Source organism: Agrobacterium sp. LR_9 (assembly GCF_041954855.1).
In the GTDB taxonomy this organism is placed as follows: Bacteria; Pseudomonadota; Alphaproteobacteria; order Rhizobiales; family Rhizobiaceae; genus Agrobacterium; species Agrobacterium leguminum.
In genome coordinates, this window is sequence record NZ_JAVAYA010000003.1 from 46,122 (window position 1) to 66,741 (window position 20,620).

Genomic DNA, 20,620 nt, shown 5'->3' on the forward strand with positions numbered 1-20,620 from the left:
TATGCTGCGGTATATTTTAAAGCGCATCCTCGTCATGATCCCCACGCTGATCCTGATCTCGATGCTGGTCTTCACCATCATCGAACTGCCGCCGGGCGATTATTTCGAAAGCTATGTCGCCGAACTGCGCGCCATGGGCGAGACGGCGAACCTTGCCGAAATCGAAGAGCTGCGTGTCCGCTACGGTTTCGACCAGCCAGCCCCGATCCGCTATTTCCGCTGGGCGACAGGTATGCTGGTCGGCGATTTCGGTTATTCCTTCGAATATCAGCTGCCGGTCAGCGATGTGGTGGGAGACCGCCTGTGGCTGACGGTGCTGGTGTCGTTCCTTACAATCATCGTAACATGGCTCATTGCCTTTCCGATCGGCATTTACTCGGCCACGCACAAATACAGCTGGGGCGATTACGGGCTCACCTTCCTCGGCCTGCTCGGCATCGCCATTCCCAACTTCATGCTGGCGCTGATCCTGATGTATTTCGCCAATATCTGGTTCGGCATCTCCATCGGCCACCTGATGGACCGGGAATATCTGAACCAGGCGATGAGCTGGGCGAAGTTCAAGTCGATCCTCGAACATATCTGGATTCCCGTCCTCATCATCGGAACGGCGGGCACGGCAGGCATGATCCGCCGTCTGCGCGCCAATCTGCTCGATGAATTGCAGAAACAATATGTGGTCACCGCCCGCGCCAAGGGGCTACACCCCTTCAAGGTGCTCACCAAATATCCGCTGCGCATGGCACTGAATTTCTTCATCTCGGACATTGGCTCGATCCTGCCGGCCATCATTTCCGGCGCGGAAATCACCGCCGTCGTGCTGTCGCTCGAAACCACCGGTCCCATGCTCATCAGGGCGTTGCAGAGCCAGGATATGTATCTGGCCGGTTCGTTCCTGATGTTCCTCGCATTCCTGACGGTGATCGGCGTTCTGGTGTCGGATATCGCCCTTGCCATACTCGACCCGCGAATCCGCTTCGGAGGTGGTAACGTCAAATGACTTCATCCATTCCGAAACCCGGCGAAGCGCTGCCCCATTACGTCTCGACCGCGCCCTTCGACCCGTCGCTGATCGAACCCAACACGTCAGGAATGGCGGCCTTCAGCAAGGCCTCACAGCTGCGTCTCATGTGGTGGCAGTTCCGTCAGCACAAGATCGCGGTGTGGTCCGGCGCCTTTCTGGTGGTGCTTTATCTTTCGATCCTGATCAGCGAATTCCTCGCCCCCTATAATCTCCACACCCGCAATATCGAGCATATATACGCCCCGCCGCAGGCCATTCACCTGTTCAATGACGGAAAATTTGTCGGCCCCTTCGTTTATGGCCGGGAAATGACGCTCGACATGGACAATCTGAGACGGGTCTACCGGGATGTGCCGACGGATATCCAGCCGCTGCGTTTCTTCTGCAAGGGCGATACCTATCGCTTCTGGGGCATGTTCGAGGGCAGAACCCATCTCGTCTGCCCGGCCGAGGACGGTGAATTGTTCCTGCTCGGCACGGATCGTCTCGGCCGCGACGTGCTGTCCCGCATCATCTATGGCGCGCGCATTTCGCTGACCATCGGCCTTCTCGGCGTCGCCATGAGCTTCGTTCTCGGCATTGTGATCGGTGGTCTGGCGGGTTATCGCGGCGGCACATTCGATCTGATCGTGCAGCGTATCATCGAGGTCCTGCAATCCATCCCGAGCATTCCGCTCTGGCTGGCGCTTGCGGCGATCATGCCGGTGACCTGGAGCCCCATCCTCGTCTATCTTGGCATCACCATCATTCTCGGCATGCTGGACTGGACGGGCCTTGCACGCGCCGTGCGCTCAAAACTTCTGGCGCTTCGCGAAGAAGACTATGTTTTGTCTGCACAATTAATGGGTGCCGGCACGCCGCGCATCATCGGCAGACACCTTATTCCCGGCTTCATGTCACACTTGATCGCATCCGCCACCCTGACGATCCCCGGCATGATTCTCGGCGAAACCGCACTGAGCTTCCTCGGCCTCGGTCTCAGACCACCGATCACAAGTTGGGGAATTCTGCTCACGGAGGCGCGCAGCGTCAGCGTCATTGCGCTATATCCATGGCTTCTCATCCCGACGATCCCCGTCGTTCTCGTCATTCTGGCCTTTAATTTCTTCGGCGACGGACTACGTGATGCTGCGGATCCCTTCAGATAAAATGGAACACCCTTTGATAAACTGCCCTTCCGCCATCGCCTTTTTTGTGAAAGGCAAAAAGAGGTGTGGCCCATGACCTCCCGTTTGAACGACGCGCGTATCCTCATGTACAGCCACGATTCCTTCGGGCTCGGGCATCTGCGGCGGTGTCGCACCATCGCGCATGCTCTGGTGGAAGATTATCGCGGCCTCAACGTCCTCATCATTTCAGGCGCGACGATTGCCGGCGCTTTCGATTATCGCGCCCGCGTCGATTTCGTAAAAATCCCGAGCGTCATCAAGCTGCGCAACGGCGAATATACGTCCATGGACAGGCATATCGATCTTCAGGAAACGCTGAAGATGCGCCGCTCCATCATCTACCACACCGCCGAAAGCTTCCAGCCGGATATCTTCATCGTCGACAAGGAGCCCATGGGCCTGCGCGGCGAGGTGGAGGAAACGCTCGCCTATCTCAAGGGACAGGGCACCAAGCTCGTCATCGGCCTGCGCGACGTCATGGATGCGCCGCAGCTGCTCGAAGCGGAATGGAAGCGCAACAATGTCATGACCAAGATCGGCCAGTTCTATGACCACGTCTGGATTTATGGCCCACCCGATTTCCACGATCCGCTGACGGGGCTCGACGTTCCGCACACCGTTCGCGACAAGATGGATTTCGTCGGTTTCCTGCAAAGATCGAAGACGCAGGCCGAAACCGTAGCGCATCGGCCGGAAGGCGATTACCTTCTCGTTACCACCGGCGGCGGCGGCGATGGCAGCGAATTGATCGACGACGTCATCAACGCCTATCGCCATGACAGCGAACTGACGCACAAGGCGCTGGTGGTGCTCGGCCCCTATATGCCGGCGGATCAACGCCAGCGCTTCACGAGCAGTGTTGCCGATATTCCGCATATCGAAATCATCGAATTCGACAACCGCATGGAAGACCTCGTCGCCGGCGCGCAGGCCGTCGTCTCCATGGGCGGTTACAACACCGTCTGCGAGATATTGTCCTTCGACAAACCCGCCCTCGTCGTGCCGCGTACGGTGCCGCGCGAAGAGCAGCTTATCCGCGCCAGCCGTGCCTCGGAGCTTGGCCTTTTCGACATGCTTCTGCCGGAAGATGCCGAGAACCCCGCCAAGATGGCGGCCGCTCTGAAAGCGCTGCCGAACCGCGCACCGCCTTCCGTCAATGCGCGCGGACTGAAGCTGGACGGTCTGGAAAACATATCGCGCCGGATAGCCGAATGGCTGCCGCCCGAGGGCGACAAGGCGCCGATCACGCTGACCGCGTGACCGGTTCCCCGATAAACACCGCTTCAAAAGAGACACGCGCAACGTGACCGATACAAAAAAAATCGTGGTGCTCCTCAAGGGCTATCCGCGCCTGTCCGAGACTTTCATCGCCCAGGAACTTCTGGGGCTGGAAAAGGCAGGGCTGAAACTCGAACTCATGTCGATGCGCCGGCCCACGGACAAGAAGCGCCATCCCGTTCACGATGAAATCCGCGCGCCCATCACATATCTTCCGGAATATCTGCACGAGGAACCGCTGCGGGTTTTGAAGGCGCTTTGGGCCTGCCGCAGGAAGCCGGGCTTCTCCAAGGCGCTTCGCCGGTTTTTCACCGACCTGCCGCATGATCTCAGCCGCAATCGCTTCCGCCGTTTCGGGCAGGCTGCGGTGCTCGCGCATGAATGGCCGGCGGATGCCGAATGGCTGCATGTCCATTTCATCCACACGCCCGCCTCTGTCGCCGCCTATACCCACCTCATCACCGGCACGCCCTGGACGATTTCGGCCCACGCCAAGGACATCTGGACCTCCAGCGACCGCGACCTTGCCGCCAAGCTGCAAAGCGCCCGCTGGGCCGTGACCTGCACTGCCGGCGGCTTCCAGCATCTGCAGACCCTTTCCGGGTCAAGGCAGAATGTGCATCTGAGCTATCACGGCCTCGATCTCACCCGTTTCCCGCATTTCGAAACGCCACGACCGGCAAGAGACGGTTCAGATGCCGATGATCCGGTGAGGATTTTGAGCGTCGGCCGGGCGGTCAAGAAAAAGGGCATCGATATTCTCCTGCGCGCGCTCGCCTCGCTGCCGCAGGATATCCATTGGCGCTTCACCCATATCGGCGGCGGCGATGAACTGACCTCCCTGAAGAAACTTGCAGACGAACTCGGCGTCGCCGACAGGATCGTCTGGACCGGCGCCATGGACCAGAAGCAGGTGCTGGAGAACTACCGGGAAGCGGATCTCTTCGCCCTTGCCTGCCGCATCACCAGCGATGGCGACCGCGACGGCCTGCCAAATGTGCTGGTCGAGGCCGCGAGCCAGGCGCTGACCTGCATCTCCACCAATATTTCCGGCATTCCGGAGTTCTTCGTCAGTGGCGAAAACGGCCTGCTGACGGAACCGGAAAATCCGGCCGCCTTCGCAGAGGCCCTGCGCACGGCCATCACCGATCCGCAATTGCGCCAGCGTCTTGGCAGCGCCGCCGAAAACCGTGTGCGCACCGCCTTCGACCATCGCACCAGCATTGTCGAGTTGAAGGCCCTGTTCGAGACCGAGTGGGAAAAAACGCCATGACCGATACGGAAAAACGCCCCTGCGTCTTCTTTTACGTCCAGCACCTTCTTGGCATCGGCCATATCGCCCGCGCCAGCCGCATTGCCAACGCCCTTCAGGCGAACGGTTTCGATGTCGTGCTGGTCACGGGCGGCACGCCGGTCCCGGGCTTTCCGGGCGAGGGCATCCGCCATGTCGAATTGCCGCCCATCGCCGTCAGCGACGGCAGCTTTGCCGGCCTGGTCGACAGTTCCGGCAAACCGGTGGACGACGACTTCAAGAGGCTGAGAACCGATATGCTGATCGGCGCCTATCACGGCGCCAAACCCGATATCGTTATCATCGAGGCCTTCCCCTTCGGCCGCAGGCAGGTGCGTTTCGAATTGTTGCCGCTTCTCGATGAGATAGAAGACAGCGAACCGCGCCCGCTCGTCATGGCGTCACTGCGCGATATCTTGCAGGAAAAGACCAAACCGGGCCGGGACGAAGAGACCGTGTCACTGGTGAAGAAACATTTCGATGCGGTGCTCGTACATGGCGATCCGGATTTCGCCCGGCTCGAAGACACGTTTCCCCTCGCAGGCGAAATCAGCCAGCGCATCGTCTATACCGGCCTCGTCGCCCCCCTTCCGCCGCCGGAACCGGCAGAAAAATTCGATATCGTGGTTTCCGCAGGCGGCGGCGCCGTTGGGGCCGCACTCATACGGGCTGCTCTCGAGGCTGCCCCCCTCTTGGATGGCATCAAGAGCTGGTGCCTCGTGACCGGTCCAAACATGCCGCAGGCGGATTTCGATGCGATATCCGCGCGGGCGGCGGGCAATGTGTCCGTCTTCCGTTTCCGCAAGGATTTCGCAAGTTTGCTCGCCGGCGCACGGCTTTCGATTTCACAGGCCGGTTACAACACCGTCTGCGATATTCTTCAGGCAAAATGCCGCTCGCTTCTGATCCCCTTCGCAGCCGGGGGCGAAACCGAACAGAGCGCCCGCGCCGAACGGCTGGCGCGGCTGGGGCTGGCGCATGTGCTGGAGGAGAAGGATATTTCTGCGCAAGCGATGGCCGATGCCATAAAGGCCGCATTGTCCCTGCCGGCGCCCGGCACGATCACGCTCGATCTCGATGGCGCGGCCGGAACGGCTAGAGCGCTGCGCCATCTTTATGATGAGCGGTGAGGATCGTCTTCAACTCGCGAACCGCCGCCTCATCGGTAACCTTGCGCCCTGCGCCGGTAAAACCGAGCTTCGCCACCCTGCTTTCCGGATCATAGGATGGAACGGCGGAACAGGATGCGTGGATTTCCGTGATCGGAAAGCGATCCAGCAAGGTCTGAACGCTCTGCGGACGCACGCCAGCACCGGGCATGATGACGATCCGGCCTGCCGCTATCTCGGACAGGTGGGCCAAAGCCTCGATCCCTTCAAGCGCCGAACGCGCGCCGCCTGAGGTGAGAATTCTTGGGAACCCCAATGCGATGGCGGCTTCCAGCGCCTCGTCCATATCAGGCACGACATCAAAGGCCCGGTGCAGCGTCACATCCAGCCCGTCGGCATGGCGGCGCAAATCCTCGAGCAGGACAATGTCGAGCGAACCATCGCCGCGCGATGCGCCGAGCACCACGCCGGAAAGACCGGCGGCACGCGCCGCGTCGATATCGCGTTTCATCACATCCGCTTCGTCGCGCGTGAAGACGAAATCACCGGCGCGCGGCCTGATCATGACGCTCACCGGCAACCCGCAGGACGCCGCGCGCTGCATGAAACCCGCCGATGGCGTCACACCGCCGCCCGAAAGCGCCGCACAGAGCTCGATCCGATCGGCCCCGCCGCTGACCGCCGCTTCCAGACCGGCGACATCGTCCACGCAAATTTCGAGAATCATCGTAACCTCTTTCATTTGAGTGGCCGTTACCTGCGGCGGCCCTTTCCATCAAGCGCGTAAAGCATATAAACGCCGCCAAGCCCTACGATCGCCCCCAATATGGAGGTTCCCGAATAGCTGGAAACCAGGGTTCCAACGGCAAAAATCAACGCGCCCAGACCAGCGCCGAGGAAGATGTTGACGGCGATAAGCGAGCTTCCGAGTCCCGGCCGGTCCGCGATCAGTTCCTGCAAGTAGGTAATTGGAATGCTGATGATCGCGGCGGCGCCCAGCGCACTGATGACCGTTTGGGCGTAGATATGCCACGGCGCTGAAGCAAGCCCCTGCAGAATGAGATAGATGGCGTAAAGCCCCGCTCCCGCCGCAAGTGTCAGTGTCTGCGGAACCTTCTTCTCGATCCAGCCCCAAAGGAGAATGAAGACGATTTCCAGCGCAGCGACGATACCCGCAACAATGCCGATATCCGCCACCGTGCCCTTGGCCTGTCCGGTTATGATGAGCGAGCGCACGGAATCGTTGAGATGCAGCATCGAGCAGATGAGCGCGATGGCGATGATCCGGAGCAGCACCCGCCGCGATCCGATTTCCGCAAGCGAGGCGCGCAGGCCAAACCGCGCTTCAGTATTTGCCGAAGCCGGCGTGGCGGCCCGCGGCAGGCAGAAGGCGACGAGCAGAAAGCAGACAAGCGCGCAGATGCCCGAAAACAGGAACGCCATCAGCATATTGCCGGAATTCACCAGAAAAACACCGACAATGCCCGGCACCAGCACCCAGGAAAGCGAGATGGTTGCCCGCATGATCGAATTCACCGCGATCATCTCACCCGTCGAAAGGTTGCGCGCATCGGCGCGCACATGGGCGAAGATCAACGAATTCATCGCTCCGAAAATCGGCAGAAGCACCAGCTTTGCAGCGACGAAGGCGGTGGCGTTGCCGGCCAGATAGACCAGCAGATAACCGCTGACGCCAAAGAGCGCGATATAGAGCATTGGCTTGCGATATTCACCCAGCCTGTCTGCGACAATGCCCATCAACACGCTGGCGCTGACATTGATGACGGCAGCAAACAGCATCAACAGCGAATAGACGCTGTTGCTCAGTCCTATTTCGCGAATGCCGATAACCGCCTGATAGGGGGCGGTCGCCGCATTCGAGAACCCGAAGAACAGGATGGCGAGCGCCCCGATGCGGATCGACGGATTGTTGATGACGATGGAAAGAGCCGACGGCATGGATATTCGCCTGAGATGATCCGGCACCGCCGGATCGCTGGGTAAAAGCTACCGAACCGCAGTCATCGCCAGCGGGCCGAAAGGATGGGCTGAGGGGTATAATCGAAATGCGGCTTCCATGGGTAAAAATCGCCGTCCCGGCGGCGATTGGGAAGGTTTTCGATATCCTGATTGATGACCCCTTCCGTCAGCGCCATGAGGTTGGGATTGGCAATAGGCGCAAGCTCCGGTGAAAGATAACCGGACTTGACGACCAGCAGCCGCACCTCCTTTGGATTAAAGCCGAGACGGGTGAAATCGGAAATCATATGATATGGCCTGCGCCGCGCCGCCAGAATGACCGTGATGCCGCCGATGGCGACTACTGCCTGCCGCTGGTCAGCAACACCTGGATCGTCCAGTTTCACAACGCGGGCCTCGACGGTCACGGACGGGCTCTGCGGATCGAGACTGCCGCCGATTTTCAGGGAAAGCGCAGCACCTTCGCCGGCCGCAAAACAGGCTTCGACCGCCGGCCTGTCGGTGATGCCGCCCAGCAACGCGCCCTGCCAGTTGCGCGCAATCAGCGCAGCCAGAACATCGGCGCGATCGCCAACCCCACCGCCGGTCGGGTTATCGCCGGAGTCGGCCAAGATGATTGGCCGCGTTGCCGTGTTTTCGGCGATATCCAGAATGGCCTCGAGCGGCTCTGTCACGGGGCCGAAACGAAAATCCTGCCGGGCATTCCAGTAGGATTGCGCGATCTCGGTCGCGACCGCCTGTGCGGCCGCTTTGTCCGTTCCCGTCACCACGGCGCAGGCCGTCGCCCGGGGTTCGTCCGCCCAGACGTAGCCGATCATGAAATTCGCATCCCAAATGCCGGGCCGCGCATCGTGATCCGGCAAAACCGCATAAAGGCTTGTAGTGGGTTCGTCTTCCGTGGAGGTCTTCTCCCCCGGCAGCAGAACCGGAATTTTCGCCCAGGCGACGCCGGGCTTTTCGCCCGTCTTCAGGGCCTTCAGCAGCATTGTCCACGCCCGCACCATCGTCTCGCGCACATCGATATGCGGCGCAGTTCGGTAGCCGGCAAATATGTCGAGCTGATCGATGATCGTCTGGCTGACATTGCCGTGCAAGTCATAGCTCGCAGAGACCACGACATCCGGCCCGACGACAGCGCGGGCGCTGGAAATCCAGTCACCTTCCGCATCGTCCATGCCTTCGACATTCATCGCGCCATGCATGGCGAGATAAAGCCCGTCCAGCGGCGGGCAGGCCTTAAGGCGTTCGAGAAACTCCGCCTTGAACGCCTCATAGGCCACGCGCGACACCGGGCCGCCCGGTACCGCCCGCGCATGCAGAAGCGGCAACACGTCCACCCCGCCTTCACCGAGGAAATTGAAATACTCGGCCTCCAGCAGTTCCGCGCCGCGAAAGACGCGAAAATCCTGCTCGCCCATCAGAACCGGGGAATAGGTGCTGCATTCGGTATGAATTCCACCCACGGCAATACGCATGTCGGTTTCCCCTCAATAAACCGGGCTCAAGGGGACGATGGCCGCAAAACGCAGCCAGTCCTTTTGCGCCTTTGGCGTCCACGCCGCCTCGGCAATCGCCGGCAGACGGGGGAAAACCAGATGGTTGAAATAGGCGCGATTGAGGAAATGTTCGGACCAGATGCAGGCCTGAACGCCCTTCATCCGCTCCTTCAACTCCTCGGGAAATTCGCCGACTGCCTCATAGGCATAAGTATGCGAAGGCGGAACCGTGCCGGCCCAGCTTGCGCCCGGCTCCTGCCATGCTTCATCCTGCACCATGTCGAGATAATAGGCCTGACCCGGCGTCATCACCACGTCATAGCCTTGGCGTGCAAGCTCAAGCCCGACTTCCGGCTTCTGCCATGCCATCAGCAACGTTCCGGCAGGATCGACGCCACCACCGTGGGAAACCTCATCCCAGCCCGCAAGCTGGCGACCGCGCTCATGCAGCATCCCCTGAATGCGCTTCATGAAATAGGACTGGATACCGAAGGTGCCGTCGAGCCCTTCCTTTTCCATCAGCGCCTTGGCAAGCGGCGAGGCCAGCCACGACCCATCCGCAACCTCATCGCCGCCAATATGGATCAGCCGCGACGGGAACAGCTCCACCATCTCGTCGAATATCTTGCCGAGGAATTCATAGGTCGGCTCGATGGCCGGGTTAAGCGCATTGTTCGGGTATCCCTGCACAGAGCGGTAGCTGTCCGGCGCTTCCTGCCCGTCCGTCAGCTCCGGATAGGCCACGAGAGCCGCCGTGCTGTGGCCGGGAATATCGACTTCCGGCACGATTTCGACGTTCAATGCCGCCGCATGCGCAACGACCATGCGCACCTCATCCTGTGTGTAATAGCCCGACACCGGCTCAGCCCCGTTACCGAGCTGCGGCAGAAGCGGCGCATCCGGGCCGCGCGTTGCGCCAACGGTGGTCAGCAGCGGATAGGCCTTGATTTCGAGCCGCCATGCCTCGTCATCCGTCAGGTGCCAATGGAAGCGGTTCATGCGCAGCCATGCGAGAATATCGATGAGCCGCAGGACATCGCCTGTCGGATAGAATTGCCGGGAGACATCGAGATGGCAGCCGCGCCAGCTATAACGGGGCGCATCGCTGATGGCGCCGGAGGCCGGGAAGCGGAATTGAGGATCGATGCGCGCGCCATGCAGCAGCTGCGCCAGAACCGTCAGGCCATATTGCAGACCGGCAGCGGCCGAATATTCCACGACCACCGCTTCTTTTGAAAAAGTGAGGCGATAACCTTCCGCTTCCAGCCCGCTGTGGCGCTTGAAACGAAGCGGTTTTCCCTCATGAACCGGCGCAAGGCTGAAGGGCACGTGCCCGACGGCAAAGAGCCGGCGGAACAGCGAAAGCACGGTTTCCACCGCAAGCACTTCTTCTGCACCCGCATCTTCCGCTGGGAAGAGCGCGACGGGAAAACCGTCGCCCGGTTCGGCGTCGATTTCAGCGGGCCAGGGCTGGATGGAAAAGGGCAGATCGAGCTTGCCTTCCGGAAGCAGCACCGGTGCCGGCTCGCTGTGACGCCCATCCAGCATCAGGTCACCGACTTCGACGGCGCGATGCGTTCCATCGGCAAGGCTGACATAGGCGGATTTCGCGCCATCCGTGCGATGCCGGGCCTGCCGCAGCAGGCCATCGACGGTGAAGCGCCAGGATTTCCCCGGCTCGAGCACGAAGCCCGCCGGCGGTGCAAACTCATGGAAATTGGCGTTGCGGCGCAGATAAACGGCATTGTCGCAAGCGGGCTTGTCTACCGTCCGCGTCAACGACGTGTAGACGATGCGAAAATCCTTCAGCGGCTCGCGGGAAAGATTGACCAGGGTAAAGGTAAAACCGCCCGAGGCGGAATCTTTGAGCGGATGCCAGGAATTTTCGAGACGATAATGTGCGAGCGCCATGATGCTCCCCTTTATTGCGCATTGAGCCCTCAGGAGGGCTTCGGTCAGTAATGTTCGGATTGCGAGAAGGTCCGGGCCAGCGGCGCCTGCCCCGCCGTCAGTCCGCAATCGACCGGCAGGCACACGCCGCTGATCGCCTCCGCCTGTGGGCCGGCCAGAAAGGCAACGGCATTGGCCACATCGTTGGGCCTCACGATGCGTTGCAGCGGATACCAGTGCTTCGCCTCTTCGAAGACCTGAGGATTGGCGGCGGCCCGCGCCTCCCATGCCTGGGTGCGCACGGTGCCCGGCGCAACGGCATTGGAACGGATGCCGAATTTGCCGTATTCCACGGCGATCAGCTTGGTCAGATGGATCAAGCCGGCCTTTGCGGCGCTATAGGCCGGATGACCGAAGACCGCCATGCCGTTGACGGACGTGATATTGACCACCGACCCCTGGGTCCGCTTCAGCGCCTCTTCGAAAGCCCTGAAGCAGAGAAACGGCGCTTCCAGATTGAGGGCATTGTCCCTGCGCCATATATCGGCGGTCGTGTCATGCAGGCTGACCGCTCTTGCCGCACCCGCATTGTTGACGAGGGTAGCAACATCGCCCAGCTCCGCAACCTCGGCGGCCAGCCTTGCAAGGTCCTGCGGATCTGTAACATCGCAGGTTTTCGCAACGAAGCGGGGACTGGAAAGCAGGGATAGCGCGCTCGAAAGGGCGCCGGGGTCGATATCGACCAACACGACCTTTGCATGGCTTTCAGCGAGCGCCGTGGCAATTGCCCGGCCAATATCACCTGCCGCGCCGGTAACGACGGCGAGCTGGTCTTTCCTGTCCTTCATCTCCTACAACTCCCTTGAAGCTTTCCGACCCGCCACAAAGCGGGTCTCAGGCAAACCAGCCTGTATTTTCGTCAGCCCGCCTCAGTCACCGAGCAATTGCTTGTCATCCGGGTCACGATGTTCCACGAGCTGCTGCTTGATGTGACGCAACGTCACCATCGATCGTTGCCGTTGATGATAGGCAGCAAGCGTCGCCAGAACATCGACGGCGGCCAGATAGGCGTAGCGCGATGAGGTGGGGCGGAAGATATTGTTTCCCTCGGGCACATTGACCGCCACCACCATGTCGGCGGCTGCGGCAACAGGCGTGTCGCTCTGGGTAAGCGCAATGGTGGTGACCCCCATTTCCCGCGCCAGCCTGAAACATTTCACCAGTTCCATGTTGCGGCCGGAAAAGGACGAACCGATGATGACGTCTTCCTTGCGCGCCGCAGCCGTCATCATCAGCTGCATGCTGTGATCGGCACTGGTCGAAACGCGCAGGCCCAGGCGGAACAGCCGGTTCTGGATTTCCGAAGCGATCATCGAGGAATTGCCGCCTGCGCCGAAGGCATAGATCATGCCGCTATTGGCGATCCTGATCGCCGCTTCATCGGCAAGGGCGGGATCGAGCGTCCTGTGCAACAGGAAAAGCGCTTCCTGTGCCTTGGCGAGCACCTCTTCCGCCACATCCGAGGGACCGGTGCTGGAGGGTTCGGAGGTGAGGTATCGAATACCCACATAGGCCGTCTTGGCGAGGCTGACCTTGAAATCCGAAAAGCTCTGGCACCCCAGCCGACGGCAGAACCGCGTCACGGTCGGCGGCGACACTTCGGCGCGGGCCGCCAGCTCGATGATCGAGGCATTGACGGCGAATTCGAAGTCCGAAACCAGAATATCGGCAATCCGCCGCTCCGACTGCGAGAATTGTCCCCTGTCTTCCTGTATTTTTGCGAAAATATCCATGTTCACCGGGTCTCCGTTCCGCCAAAACTTAAGGCTTGGCCCCGTTTCCGATGCACCCTAAGAAAGCGCGCCCGTCAACCGCATAGATCCATGAATCGAGGATGTTTCGTCTTGCTGACGACACCGCGCGCACCTTTGATTTGAAAATTATTTTCTCTGTTGATTGAGAGATGAGCATATGCCAACAATCAACACCAGAGAAATCTCCAAATCTTGAAAATAATTTCAATAATGGACCGAAACCATGCGTGATCCCTTCAAAAACCCCTTTCCCGAAACAGACATCGCCCGCCATTCCATCTGGGAGATGCTGGTAACGCGGGACATCGACGCTTTCCTTGCCGCCGACTGGTCGAAGGTCGCGGACGATTTCGTCGAGGACGGCTTTCTCGGCATCAACGCCAACCGGGATGCGAACCCGGACAATTGGCGCCTGTCGTTCCCTTCGCTCAGCGCCTATCGCGACGAGTGGCTGCGGCAGGCGCAGGATTTTCAAACCCAGCAATTCGCAGATAACCCGCGCGATGCGATCTTTGCGACCACCACGCTGGAAGAAATCGAAGTGGAAGGTGAGACCGCGCTGGTGCGCAAGAAGTTCGACGGTGGGCTTCGCAAGGCCGATGGCAGCTTCGACGTCATGAAATGGCAGACGCTCTATTATTGCCGGCTGCATCAGGGACGCTGGAAGATCAGCGGTTTCACCGGCTACATGCCCAACCCCATGCCGTGATCCAGCGGACATCTGGAAAAGCTTCGCACGCCGGGCCGAAAGCCCGGCGTTGTTTTTTCGTCTGGAAGGGGCGGAAAAATGCCGGAGACGGATCGCGTCAGGAACAGCCGGGCATGGAAAAACAGATAACATGGCCCGGCTCCTGCGCCTTATTGGATCAGCTTGAGGACTGAAAGATCGACGCGCCGCTCGAGCGCAATGCCGCTTTCGTCAAACAGATGGCAATCCGATGCCTTGATACCGGTGACGATGGGCTCGTCCACGACCACAGGTGCGGAGCCGGAAAGCAGCGCGCAATAATTCTCACCCGTCGGCGCGACGCCATAGGCGATGGTATTGACCCCGAGCCGCTCGATCACGCTGGGCGCGACCGTGACATTGAGGTCGGCCGTTTCGAGGCCGGTATGTTCCGGGCGGATGCCGAGCGTCAGCTGCTTGCCTTCAAGACCGGCGCGGGGCTCCACCGGCACGGTGATCGTCTGGCCCTCATATTCCACCGTCACACCCTCGGCGCTGACGGATTTGCACGTGACCTTCAGGAAATTCATTTTCGGGTTGCCGATGAAACCTGCCACGAAGAGGTTAGCCGGCTTGTGATAAAGCTCGAGCGGCGCACCGACCTGGGCAATTTCGCCGGCATTCAGCACCACGATACGGTCGGCCATGGTCATGGCTTCCACCTGATCGTGGGTGACATAGATCATCGTCGCCTTCAGCGTCCGGTGAAGATTGGTGAGTTCAATGCGCATATCGGCGCGAAGTGCTGCATCGAGGTTGGAAAGCGGCTCGTCGAACAGGAATATTTTCGGCTCGCGAACGATGGCGCGGCCGATCGCCACGCGCTGGCGCTGGCCGCCGGACAACATGCCGGGGCGCTGCTGCAGACGCTGATCGAGCTGGAGAATCTTGGCGACGCCCTCGACCTTCTGCTTGATCTTGTCCTCCTCCATCTTCTCGACGCGCAGCGGAAAAGCGATGTTTTCAAAAACCGTCATGTGCGGGTAGAGCGCATAGGACTGGAAAACCATGGCGATGCCGCGTTTGACCGGCGGCAAGTCATTGACCTTCACGCCGTTAATGACGACGTCGCCAGCGGAAATATCCTCAAGGCCGGCGATCATGCGCAGCAATGTGGATTTGCCGCATCCCGAGGGGCCGACAAAAACGACGAACTCGCCATCCCTGATGTCGAGCTGAACGCCCTTGATGACTTCGAAATGTCCATAGTTCTTGCGGACGTTGTTGAGATAAAGCTGACCCAAGACTTGCCTCTCCCGTCAGCGGCCGACATCTGGCCACGTTCAGAGATGTTCCGAAACAGGGGCAAAGCCACACCGGATCGGAACCGTTGAAAACAGGGGGAAAGAGCATCCCGGAAGACGCAAGGCATTCCCACGGCGAAACTTGCCGGATGCGGACGGCCAGCGCCCGCATCCGTGCTCATGAAAGATTATTTATACTGCTCGAGAGCCGAAGCCGCTTTCTTCGCGGCATCTTCCGGTGTTGCCTTGCCAGTGACGACAGACTGCACCATTTCGATCATCGTGTCCTGGAAGCCCTTGTAGTCCGTGAAGAGCGGCTCAGGACCACCATAGGCGATACCGTCGATCAGCGGCTTCCAGAAGGGATCCTTGGCGATGAATTCATCGACCTTCGGCGACGGACGCAGCGGGGTGAGGCCCGCGCCGCCCTGCAGTTCGTATTCGCCCTGCGGACCGGGAGAGGTGATGAATTTGGCGAATTCGGTCGCCTTTTCTTCCACGCCGGTTCCCTTGAAGATCGCAAGGCTGTCGGTGATGAGCAGCGTGCCGGGACCCTTTGCTTCCGGGCCGAGCGGCAGCGTGGCGATGCCCCAGTTGATCTTAGTTTCCTGCAGGCGCGTGGCGGCGCCCGAACCGGCCTGGATCATGCCGACCTTGCCATCGAGGAAGATGGCGCGGATTTCGTTCTGTTCATAGGCCGTCGGGCCTTCGACGGAATAGGGCGTGATGTCCTTATAGGCCTTCAGCGCTGCAACAACCTGCGGGCTGTCGACGGTGATCTTGTCGCCGTCGATCACCTTGCCGTTGTTGGTGTAAACCCAGTGCATGAACTGGTGCATGGTGTTGTCGAAGGTCTTGGCGGGCAGGCCGTAGCCGGCGATGCCTGTCTTTTCCTTGATCTGCTTGGCAAACGCAATCTCTTCGGCCCAGGTCTTCGGCGGCGTTTCCGGATCGAGACCCGCCTGCTTGAACAGGTCCTTGTTCCAGTAGAGCGCCTTGGTCGAGAAGGCGACCGGCACGCCCCACTGCGTGTCCTCGAAGGTCACGGTGTCGACGATGTTGGGGTAATAGCTCTTCTTTTCGTCTTCGGTCATCGGCACCGGAACGATGAGATCGTTCTGCGCGAACTGCTTCAGCGTGCGCGAACCTACATAGGCCATGGCGACCGGGGTGCCGGCAGCGGCGAGCGTGGTCGCCTTGTCCTGGCACTGGGCCCAGCCGACGACCTCGGGCACGACCTTCCAGCCCTCGTTCTTGCCTTCCCATTCCTTGATGTATTTCTCATGGATGGGGTCCATCTTGTCGCCGCAATAGATCCAGCTGATCTCCTTGTCGGCGGCGTGCGCCGTCACCGTCGTAAGGGCAGTGGAACCGGCAAATGCGAAAGCGCAGAGCGCCAATCCGTAATGTTTCAGTGCCATAGGTAGTCTCCCGTTTTGGTGGTCGTTCCGGTTGTTGATTATTTCACCGCGCCGGCGGTCAGGCCGCTGACGAGATATCGTTGCATGAAGAAGATCACGACCATGGCCGGCGCAATGCCGACGAAGCTGGCCGCCATCAACTCATTCCAGATGACTTCCTGGCGACCGAAATAGGCGAAGAGGCCGATGGGCAGCGGCATATATTCGGTCTTGGAATTGAAGGTGAGCGCGAAGATGAACTGCTGGGCATAGGCGCCGATGAAGGTGGTGATGGAGACGACGGCGATACCCGGCATCGCCAGCGGCAGGATCACCCGGCGGAAAGTGTAGAAATAGCTCGCACCGTCCACATAGGCCGCCTCTTCCAGTTCTCGAGGAATACGCAGCATATAGGTGCGCAGCAGCCAGATGGCGGTGGGGATCAGGAAGGCCGCGCCGGGAATGATCATCGCCAGATAGGTGTTTAGCACACCCATGTTGCGCATAAGCCGGTAAAGCGGGATCAGAAGCACCGCGCCCGAAAACATGTTGATCGCCAGAAATGCGCCAAGCAACTGCCCACGCCCACGAAACTCGAAACGGGCGAAAGCATAAGAAGCCGGCACCACCAGGATGAGGACGATGATGGTCGAAATGGTGGAGATGAAGAAGGAGTTGAAAACGTAGCGGGCAAAACCCGGAACGCTGACCCACATGGTCCGGTAGGCCTCGAAGGAACCGTTTTCCGGCCAGAATTTGTAGGGCGAAGAGAAAAGCAGGCTGAGCGGTTTCAGCGAAACCAGAAATCCTTCCACGAAGGGCGCCAGCACGAAGGTCAGGAACACGGCGATACCGCAATAAATCCCGACGATTTCATACCACCTGTAGCGGTTGATCATCGCATTCTTGTCGCTCATCGGCTGGCCTCCTGCGAGATGCGGCTGGTGATGCGGAAGTAGAAATAGGTGAAGATCGACAGGAAGATGCAGATCAGCACGGCGCGGGCCGCACCTTCACCGTATTTGTAGGAGCCGATCGCCGTCTTGTACGTGTCGATGATCATGGTCGTGGTCTGGCCGGTCGGACCGCCCTGTGTCAGGATCCAGATGATATCGAAGGAATTGAAGGTCGAAATCAGCGAGATCATCGACATGGTAATCATGGCCGGCAGCATCAGCGGCAGCGTGATGCGGCGGAAGCGGTAGAAGCGGCTTGCCCCGTCTGTCCACGCGGCCTCGTAGAGATCCTGCGGAATGGCCTGGATGGCCGCCAGCAGATAGAGCGTCACCATCGGCACGCCGATCCAGACGTCGGTGACGATCGTTGCCCAGAAGGCCGTTCTGCCATAGGCGAGGAACGCGACCGGACCATCCACCAGGCCGAGGTTCTGGAGCACCCCGGAAATCATGCCGAACTGGCCGTTATACATCCAGCCCCACATGAAGATGCCAATAGCCATCGGCACGATCCATGGCGGCATGGTCAGGATACGGAACAGCGCCCGGCCGGGCACGGCCGAATTCAGCAAGACCGCACCGAATGTGCCGATGATCATCTTTATCGAGACGGAAAAGAACGTCCAGATAAAGGTCCGCGTGATGACATCGGCAAAAGTCGCGTTGAAAATCTTCTCGTAGTTGATGAAGCCGACCCAATTCGTCGTTTTTCTAAGCGACGCATCGGTAAAGGACAGGATGAAGGTATCGACGAGCGGATAAGCAACGATAACCGTGATGTATAAAAGCGCCGGCAGAAGAAGAAGCCAGGCAAAGACGACCGCGCTGCGTTTCGCATCCATCGCGCCGCCCCCTCAAGCCGATTTCACAGCGGGGGATTTCGGCTGCCCGTGCAGCGCCAAATCGTATTCCTCCCACACCGGCTTGAGATCGATCACTTTACGGCCATGGCGCGCTTCATCCATGGCAAGCGCCAGAATACCGGCCTCGATCGCATCGAGCGCGGAAACCGGAAGGGCCGCACCCTTGACGATATGGGCGATAACGTCCTCGGCCATCTGCTCGTCCGCGCCATAATGCTGCGAGAGCGCGGTTGCCGCCGAATAGGTCTTGGCCACGGTCTTTTCATTTGTCCGGGCATTGTGCACGTTCAGGAAGCCGCGCACGAAATCGCCCTCGGCCATGCCCTTGGCGCCAATGACGCAGAAACGGCGGAAATCGTCGGGAACGTTGAGATTGGTATGGAAGGCGAGCGACGCGCCGTTCTCATATTCGACGATCGCCGTCTGGTAATCGATGATGTCGCCGTCGCTGTCGAAGACCTTGTCGGAACCCATCCAGCCGCTCGGCTTGCGATGGTAAACCTCCATGTCGTTGATGCCGTCATGCTGCGGCGCGTTTGCCGGCGTGAAGCTCTTGCGCCCGCCGAAGCTCGAGACGAAACGCGGCCGCGCACCGACCACGCCGTTATAGAGATCGAGGTCGTGGCAGCATTTTTCCAGCATGAAGGAGCCGGAATAATTCTCGTAACGCCGCCAGTCGCGCATGAAGAATGCGCCGTGATAGGGCGGGATATGCTCCGAGGCCTCGATGGAAACGACATCGCCCAGCTTGCCTTCGGCCTGCGCGGCGCGCAGATCGCGGTAGAGCGGGGAATAACGCAAAACCAGACCGACGAGCAGCCGCTCATGCCCGTGCTTGTTGAGCAGCCGGGCGAGCTCAAGACTTTCCTCGATGCTGACGACGATGGGTTTTTCCGAGAAGATGGTGCAGCCGGCCTCAAGCCCGATACGGATATGCTCCAGATGCATGTGGTTCGGTGAGCCGATCATCAAGAGATCGAATTTTTCGTTTGCGATCAGCGCCTCGGGACTATCGTAAGCCTTGCCGGCCGAAATGCCCTTTTCCTGCAGGCCCGGCAGGCCCGCCGGCGCGGGATCGACGTAACCGACGATCTCGAAATCCTTGTCGATCTCATGAAAAACGTAGCCCAGATAACCGAGACGGAATCCGAGTCCGATAATTCCCACCTTCATGAACTTTGTTCCCTGTTCATTCGTAATTCATTTTCGCAGAAGCGACCATTTCTGTGCTGGTCATCCAGTTATCTGCGATAATTTCCTGCCACGATGAAATTAATTTTCACAACGGTCAAGCTAAATTCGATTTCGCAAACGCTGCCGCGAGTCGAAAACCGATTTTCCCGGCGCGACGGATGCGAAACGCATCGCCGCCGACCACCGACGTAAAAAACAATACCAAAAAAATGCCAATCGTCCAGAGCAATTCCGTTATCGAGAAAATTTTTTTGGTTAATGCGAAAATATCAAGCATGCAGCCTTATTATTCGGCAAAATATCGAAAAAACCACCGATTAATCGTACAAATCGAGCAATGGTTCTATTTTGGTATTGCCGATTACGCGGCATATGATATAGCCAGAGCCGGCCATATCGCCGACCACATGGATCGTGACAGAGGTTATGGATGAACGGGGCAGCGCTTAATCTGGACGACCTGCAATCAGGTGGCGGCCCGCTTTACCTGAAACTGCGCCAGACGATTGAAGACGCCATCAATGGCGGCCGCCTGAAGCACGGCGACGCCCTGCCGCCGGAGCGGGATATCGCCGAAAGCGCCTGCGTCAGCCGCGTCACGGTGCGCAAGGCGGTGGACGATCTCGTCCGCGACGGCCTTCTCGTTCGCCGGCACGGTTCGGGTACTTTCGTCGTCAAGCCCATCACCCGCATGCAGCAGCCCCTTACCAAGCTCACCTCGTTTACCGAGGACATGCGCCGGCGTGGAATGACGGCAAGCACCCGCTGGCTGGACAGAGGCCTGTTCCACCCGACCGGCGACGAGATGATGGCGCTCGGCCTTTCCCAATCCGCCATGGTGGCGCGGCTCACGCGTCTGCGTCTTGCCAATGACCAGCCAATCGCACTCGAAGTTACCAGCCTGCCGGGCGATATCCTGCCTGACCCGCAACTGGTGGAAAACTCGCTTTATCTGGAGCTTGAGAAAAACGGCATTCGCCCGGTGCGCGCCATTCAGCGCATCTCCGCCCGTAACCTCACCGATGAGGAAACATTGCTGCTCGGGGTTCCGCCGGGCTCGGCAGCGCTTTCCGTTCAGCGAATGGCCTATCTGGAAAGCGGGCGCCTCATGGAAATATCCCGCGCGCTGTACCGCAGCGACGCCTATGACCTCGTCGCCGAACTGACGATGGGGCCCGAGTGACA

The 20,620-nt window shown here is 59.6% G+C and carries 19 protein-coding genes; 8 read left to right on the forward strand and 11 right to left on the reverse strand.

Annotation, left to right across the window (positions count from 1 at the left end):
* Nucleotide 1 precedes the first annotated feature (1 nt).
* The 5 genes from RAC79_RS04825 (at nt 2) to RAC79_RS04845 (ending at nt 5,892) form a co-directional block, all read left to right on the forward strand.
* Nucleotides 2-1,000: an ABC transporter permease gene (locus RAC79_RS04825; RefSeq protein WP_174039689.1), complete on the forward strand. Its 999-nt coding sequence runs from the start codon at nt 2-4 to the stop codon at nt 998-1,000.
* Nucleotides 997-2,172, forward strand: coding sequence for an ABC transporter permease (locus RAC79_RS04830; protein WP_174039690.1), 1,176 nt, complete (start codon nt 997-999; stop codon nt 2,170-2,172). Before RAC79_RS04825 ends, RAC79_RS04830 begins: the two co-directional genes overlap by 4 nt.
* Nucleotides 2,173-2,244: 72 nt before the next feature.
* The gene (locus RAC79_RS04835) at nt 2,245-3,453 is read left to right on the forward strand and encodes a glycosyltransferase family protein (protein WP_174039691.1); all 1,209 of its coding nucleotides are present in this window, start codon (nt 2,245-2,247) and stop codon (nt 3,451-3,453) included.
* A gap of 43 nt (nt 3,454-3,496) precedes the next feature.
* The gene (locus tag RAC79_RS04840; RefSeq protein ID WP_174039692.1) at nt 3,497-4,744 is read left to right on the forward strand and encodes a glycosyltransferase family 4 protein; all 1,248 of its coding nucleotides are present in this window, start codon (nt 3,497-3,499) and stop codon (nt 4,742-4,744) included.
* On the forward strand, nt 4,741-5,892 hold the full coding sequence (locus RAC79_RS04845; RefSeq protein WP_174039693.1) for a glycosyltransferase family protein: 1,152 nt from the start codon (nt 4,741-4,743) through the stop codon (nt 5,890-5,892). Before RAC79_RS04840 ends, RAC79_RS04845 begins: the two co-directional genes overlap by 4 nt.
* Here RAC79_RS04845 and RAC79_RS04850 read toward each other — a convergent pair.
* From RAC79_RS04850 to RAC79_RS04875, 6 genes are all read right to left on the reverse strand, one after another.
* Nucleotides 5,858-6,598: a copper homeostasis protein CutC gene (locus tag RAC79_RS04850; protein ID WP_174039694.1), complete on the reverse strand. Its 741-nt coding sequence runs from the start codon at nt 6,596-6,598 to the stop codon at nt 5,858-5,860. The genes RAC79_RS04845 and RAC79_RS04850 overlap by 35 nt on opposite strands.
* 26 nt (nt 6,599-6,624) lie before the next feature.
* Nucleotides 6,625-7,830 carry an MFS transporter gene (locus RAC79_RS04855; protein ID WP_020808536.1) on the reverse strand — a complete coding sequence of 402 codons (1,206 nt, stop codon included), beginning with the start codon at nt 7,828-7,830 and terminating at the stop codon, nt 6,625-6,627.
* 62 nt (nt 7,831-7,892) lie between these two features.
* Nucleotides 7,893-9,326 (reverse strand): M81 family metallopeptidase, encoded by a 1,434-nt coding sequence (locus RAC79_RS04860; RefSeq protein WP_174039695.1) that lies wholly within the window; start codon nt 9,324-9,326, stop codon nt 7,893-7,895.
* 12 nt (nt 9,327-9,338) lie between these two features.
* Nucleotides 9,339-11,258: a beta-N-acetylhexosaminidase gene (locus RAC79_RS04865; RefSeq protein WP_174039696.1), complete on the reverse strand. Its 1,920-nt coding sequence runs from the start codon at nt 11,256-11,258 to the stop codon at nt 9,339-9,341.
* Nucleotides 11,259-11,302: 44 nt separating this feature from the next.
* Nucleotides 11,303-12,085 carry an SDR family oxidoreductase gene (locus RAC79_RS04870; RefSeq protein WP_174039697.1) on the reverse strand — a complete coding sequence of 261 codons (783 nt, stop codon included), beginning with the start codon at nt 12,083-12,085 and terminating at the stop codon, nt 11,303-11,305.
* Between the two features lie 81 nt (nt 12,086-12,166).
* Nucleotides 12,167-13,030 carry a MurR/RpiR family transcriptional regulator gene (locus RAC79_RS04875; RefSeq protein WP_065656977.1) on the reverse strand — a complete coding sequence of 288 codons (864 nt, stop codon included), beginning with the start codon at nt 13,028-13,030 and terminating at the stop codon, nt 12,167-12,169.
* A gap of 244 nt (nt 13,031-13,274) precedes the next feature.
* On the opposite strand from RAC79_RS04875, the gene RAC79_RS04880 reads away from it, so the two are divergent.
* Complete coding sequence (locus tag RAC79_RS04880) at nt 13,275-13,760, forward strand: hypothetical protein (protein WP_003521277.1); 486 nt, start codon at nt 13,275-13,277, stop codon at nt 13,758-13,760.
* A 149-nt stretch (nt 13,761-13,909) separates the two neighbouring features.
* Here the strand turns inward: RAC79_RS04880 and RAC79_RS04885 are convergent, their stop codons facing one another.
* The 5 genes from RAC79_RS04885 to RAC79_RS04905 form a co-directional block, all read right to left on the reverse strand.
* Complete coding sequence (locus RAC79_RS04885) at nt 13,910-15,022, reverse strand: ABC transporter ATP-binding protein (protein ID WP_174039698.1); 1,113 nt, start codon at nt 15,020-15,022, stop codon at nt 13,910-13,912.
* 188 nt (nt 15,023-15,210) lie between these two features.
* A complete protein-coding gene (locus RAC79_RS04890; protein ID WP_003521275.1) occupies nt 15,211-16,443 on the reverse strand; it encodes an ABC transporter substrate-binding protein in 1,233 nt (410 codons plus the stop codon).
* Between the two features lie 38 nt (nt 16,444-16,481).
* Entirely contained in the window at nt 16,482-17,339 is an 858-nt protein-coding gene (locus RAC79_RS04895; RefSeq protein ID WP_020809501.1) for a carbohydrate ABC transporter permease, read from the reverse strand.
* Nucleotides 17,336-18,220, reverse strand: coding sequence for a carbohydrate ABC transporter permease (locus RAC79_RS04900; RefSeq protein WP_003521273.1), 885 nt, complete (start codon nt 18,218-18,220; stop codon nt 17,336-17,338). Before RAC79_RS04900 ends, RAC79_RS04895 begins: the two co-directional genes overlap by 4 nt.
* A 12-nt stretch (nt 18,221-18,232) precedes the next feature.
* Entirely contained in the window at nt 18,233-19,414 is a 1,182-nt protein-coding gene (locus RAC79_RS04905) for a Gfo/Idh/MocA family protein (RefSeq protein ID WP_059759936.1), read from the reverse strand.
* Between the two features lie 53 nt (nt 19,415-19,467).
* Between RAC79_RS04905 and RAC79_RS04910 the strand changes: the two genes are divergently transcribed.
* Together RAC79_RS04910 and RAC79_RS04915 are read left to right on the forward strand one after the other, a co-directional pair.
* Nucleotides 19,468-19,869 (forward strand): hypothetical protein, encoded by a 402-nt coding sequence (locus RAC79_RS04910; RefSeq protein ID WP_174039699.1) that lies wholly within the window; start codon nt 19,468-19,470, stop codon nt 19,867-19,869.
* A complete protein-coding gene (locus RAC79_RS04915) occupies nt 19,866-20,618 on the forward strand; it encodes a GntR family transcriptional regulator (protein WP_003521268.1) in 753 nt (250 codons plus the stop codon). The genes RAC79_RS04910 and RAC79_RS04915 overlap by 4 nt, the downstream gene beginning before the upstream one ends.
* Nucleotides 20,619-20,620 lie beyond the last annotated feature (2 nt).

Bases quoted from the DNA above. Each gene is read 5' to 3' on its own strand.
- RAC79_RS04825 (WP_174039689.1), top strand. From the start codon at position 2: ATGCTGCGGTATATTTTAAAGCGCATCCTCGTCATGATCCCCACGCTG.
- RAC79_RS04830 (WP_174039690.1), top strand. From the start codon at position 997: ATGACTTCATCCATTCCGAAACCCGGCGAAGCGCTGCCCCATTACGTC.
- RAC79_RS04835 (WP_174039691.1), top strand. From the start codon at position 2,245: ATGACCTCCCGTTTGAACGACGCGCGTATCCTCATGTACAGCCACGAT.
- RAC79_RS04845 (WP_174039693.1), top strand. From the start codon at position 4,741: ATGACCGATACGGAAAAACGCCCCTGCGTCTTCTTTTACGTCCAGCAC.
- RAC79_RS04850 (WP_174039694.1), bottom strand. From the start codon at position 6,598: ATGATTCTCGAAATTTGCGTGGACGATGTCGCCGGTCTGGAAGCGGCG.
- RAC79_RS04855 (WP_020808536.1), bottom strand. From the start codon at position 7,830: ATGCCGTCGGCTCTTTCCATCGTCATCAACAATCCGTCGATCCGCATC.
- RAC79_RS04860 (WP_174039695.1), bottom strand. From the start codon at position 9,326: ATGCGTATTGCCGTGGGTGGAATTCATACCGAATGCAGCACCTATTCC.
- RAC79_RS04865 (WP_174039696.1), bottom strand. From the start codon at position 11,258: ATGGCGCTCGCACATTATCGTCTCGAAAATTCCTGGCATCCGCTCAAA.
- RAC79_RS04870 (WP_174039697.1), bottom strand. From the start codon at position 12,085: ATGAAGGACAGGAAAGACCAGCTCGCCGTCGTTACCGGCGCGGCAGGT.
- RAC79_RS04875 (WP_065656977.1), bottom strand. From the start codon at position 13,030: ATGGATATTTTCGCAAAAATACAGGAAGACAGGGGACAATTCTCGCAG.
- RAC79_RS04880 (WP_003521277.1), top strand. From the start codon at position 13,275: ATGCGTGATCCCTTCAAAAACCCCTTTCCCGAAACAGACATCGCCCGC.
- RAC79_RS04890 (WP_003521275.1), bottom strand. From the start codon at position 16,443: ATGGCACTGAAACATTACGGATTGGCGCTCTGCGCTTTCGCATTTGCC.
- RAC79_RS04895 (WP_020809501.1), bottom strand. From the start codon at position 17,339: ATGAGCGACAAGAATGCGATGATCAACCGCTACAGGTGGTATGAAATC.
- RAC79_RS04900 (WP_003521273.1), bottom strand. From the start codon at position 18,220: ATGGATGCGAAACGCAGCGCGGTCGTCTTTGCCTGGCTTCTTCTTCTG.
- RAC79_RS04905 (WP_059759936.1), bottom strand. From the start codon at position 19,414: ATGAAGGTGGGAATTATCGGACTCGGATTCCGTCTCGGTTATCTGGGC.
- RAC79_RS04915 (WP_003521268.1), top strand. From the start codon at position 19,866: ATGAACGGGGCAGCGCTTAATCTGGACGACCTGCAATCAGGTGGCGGC.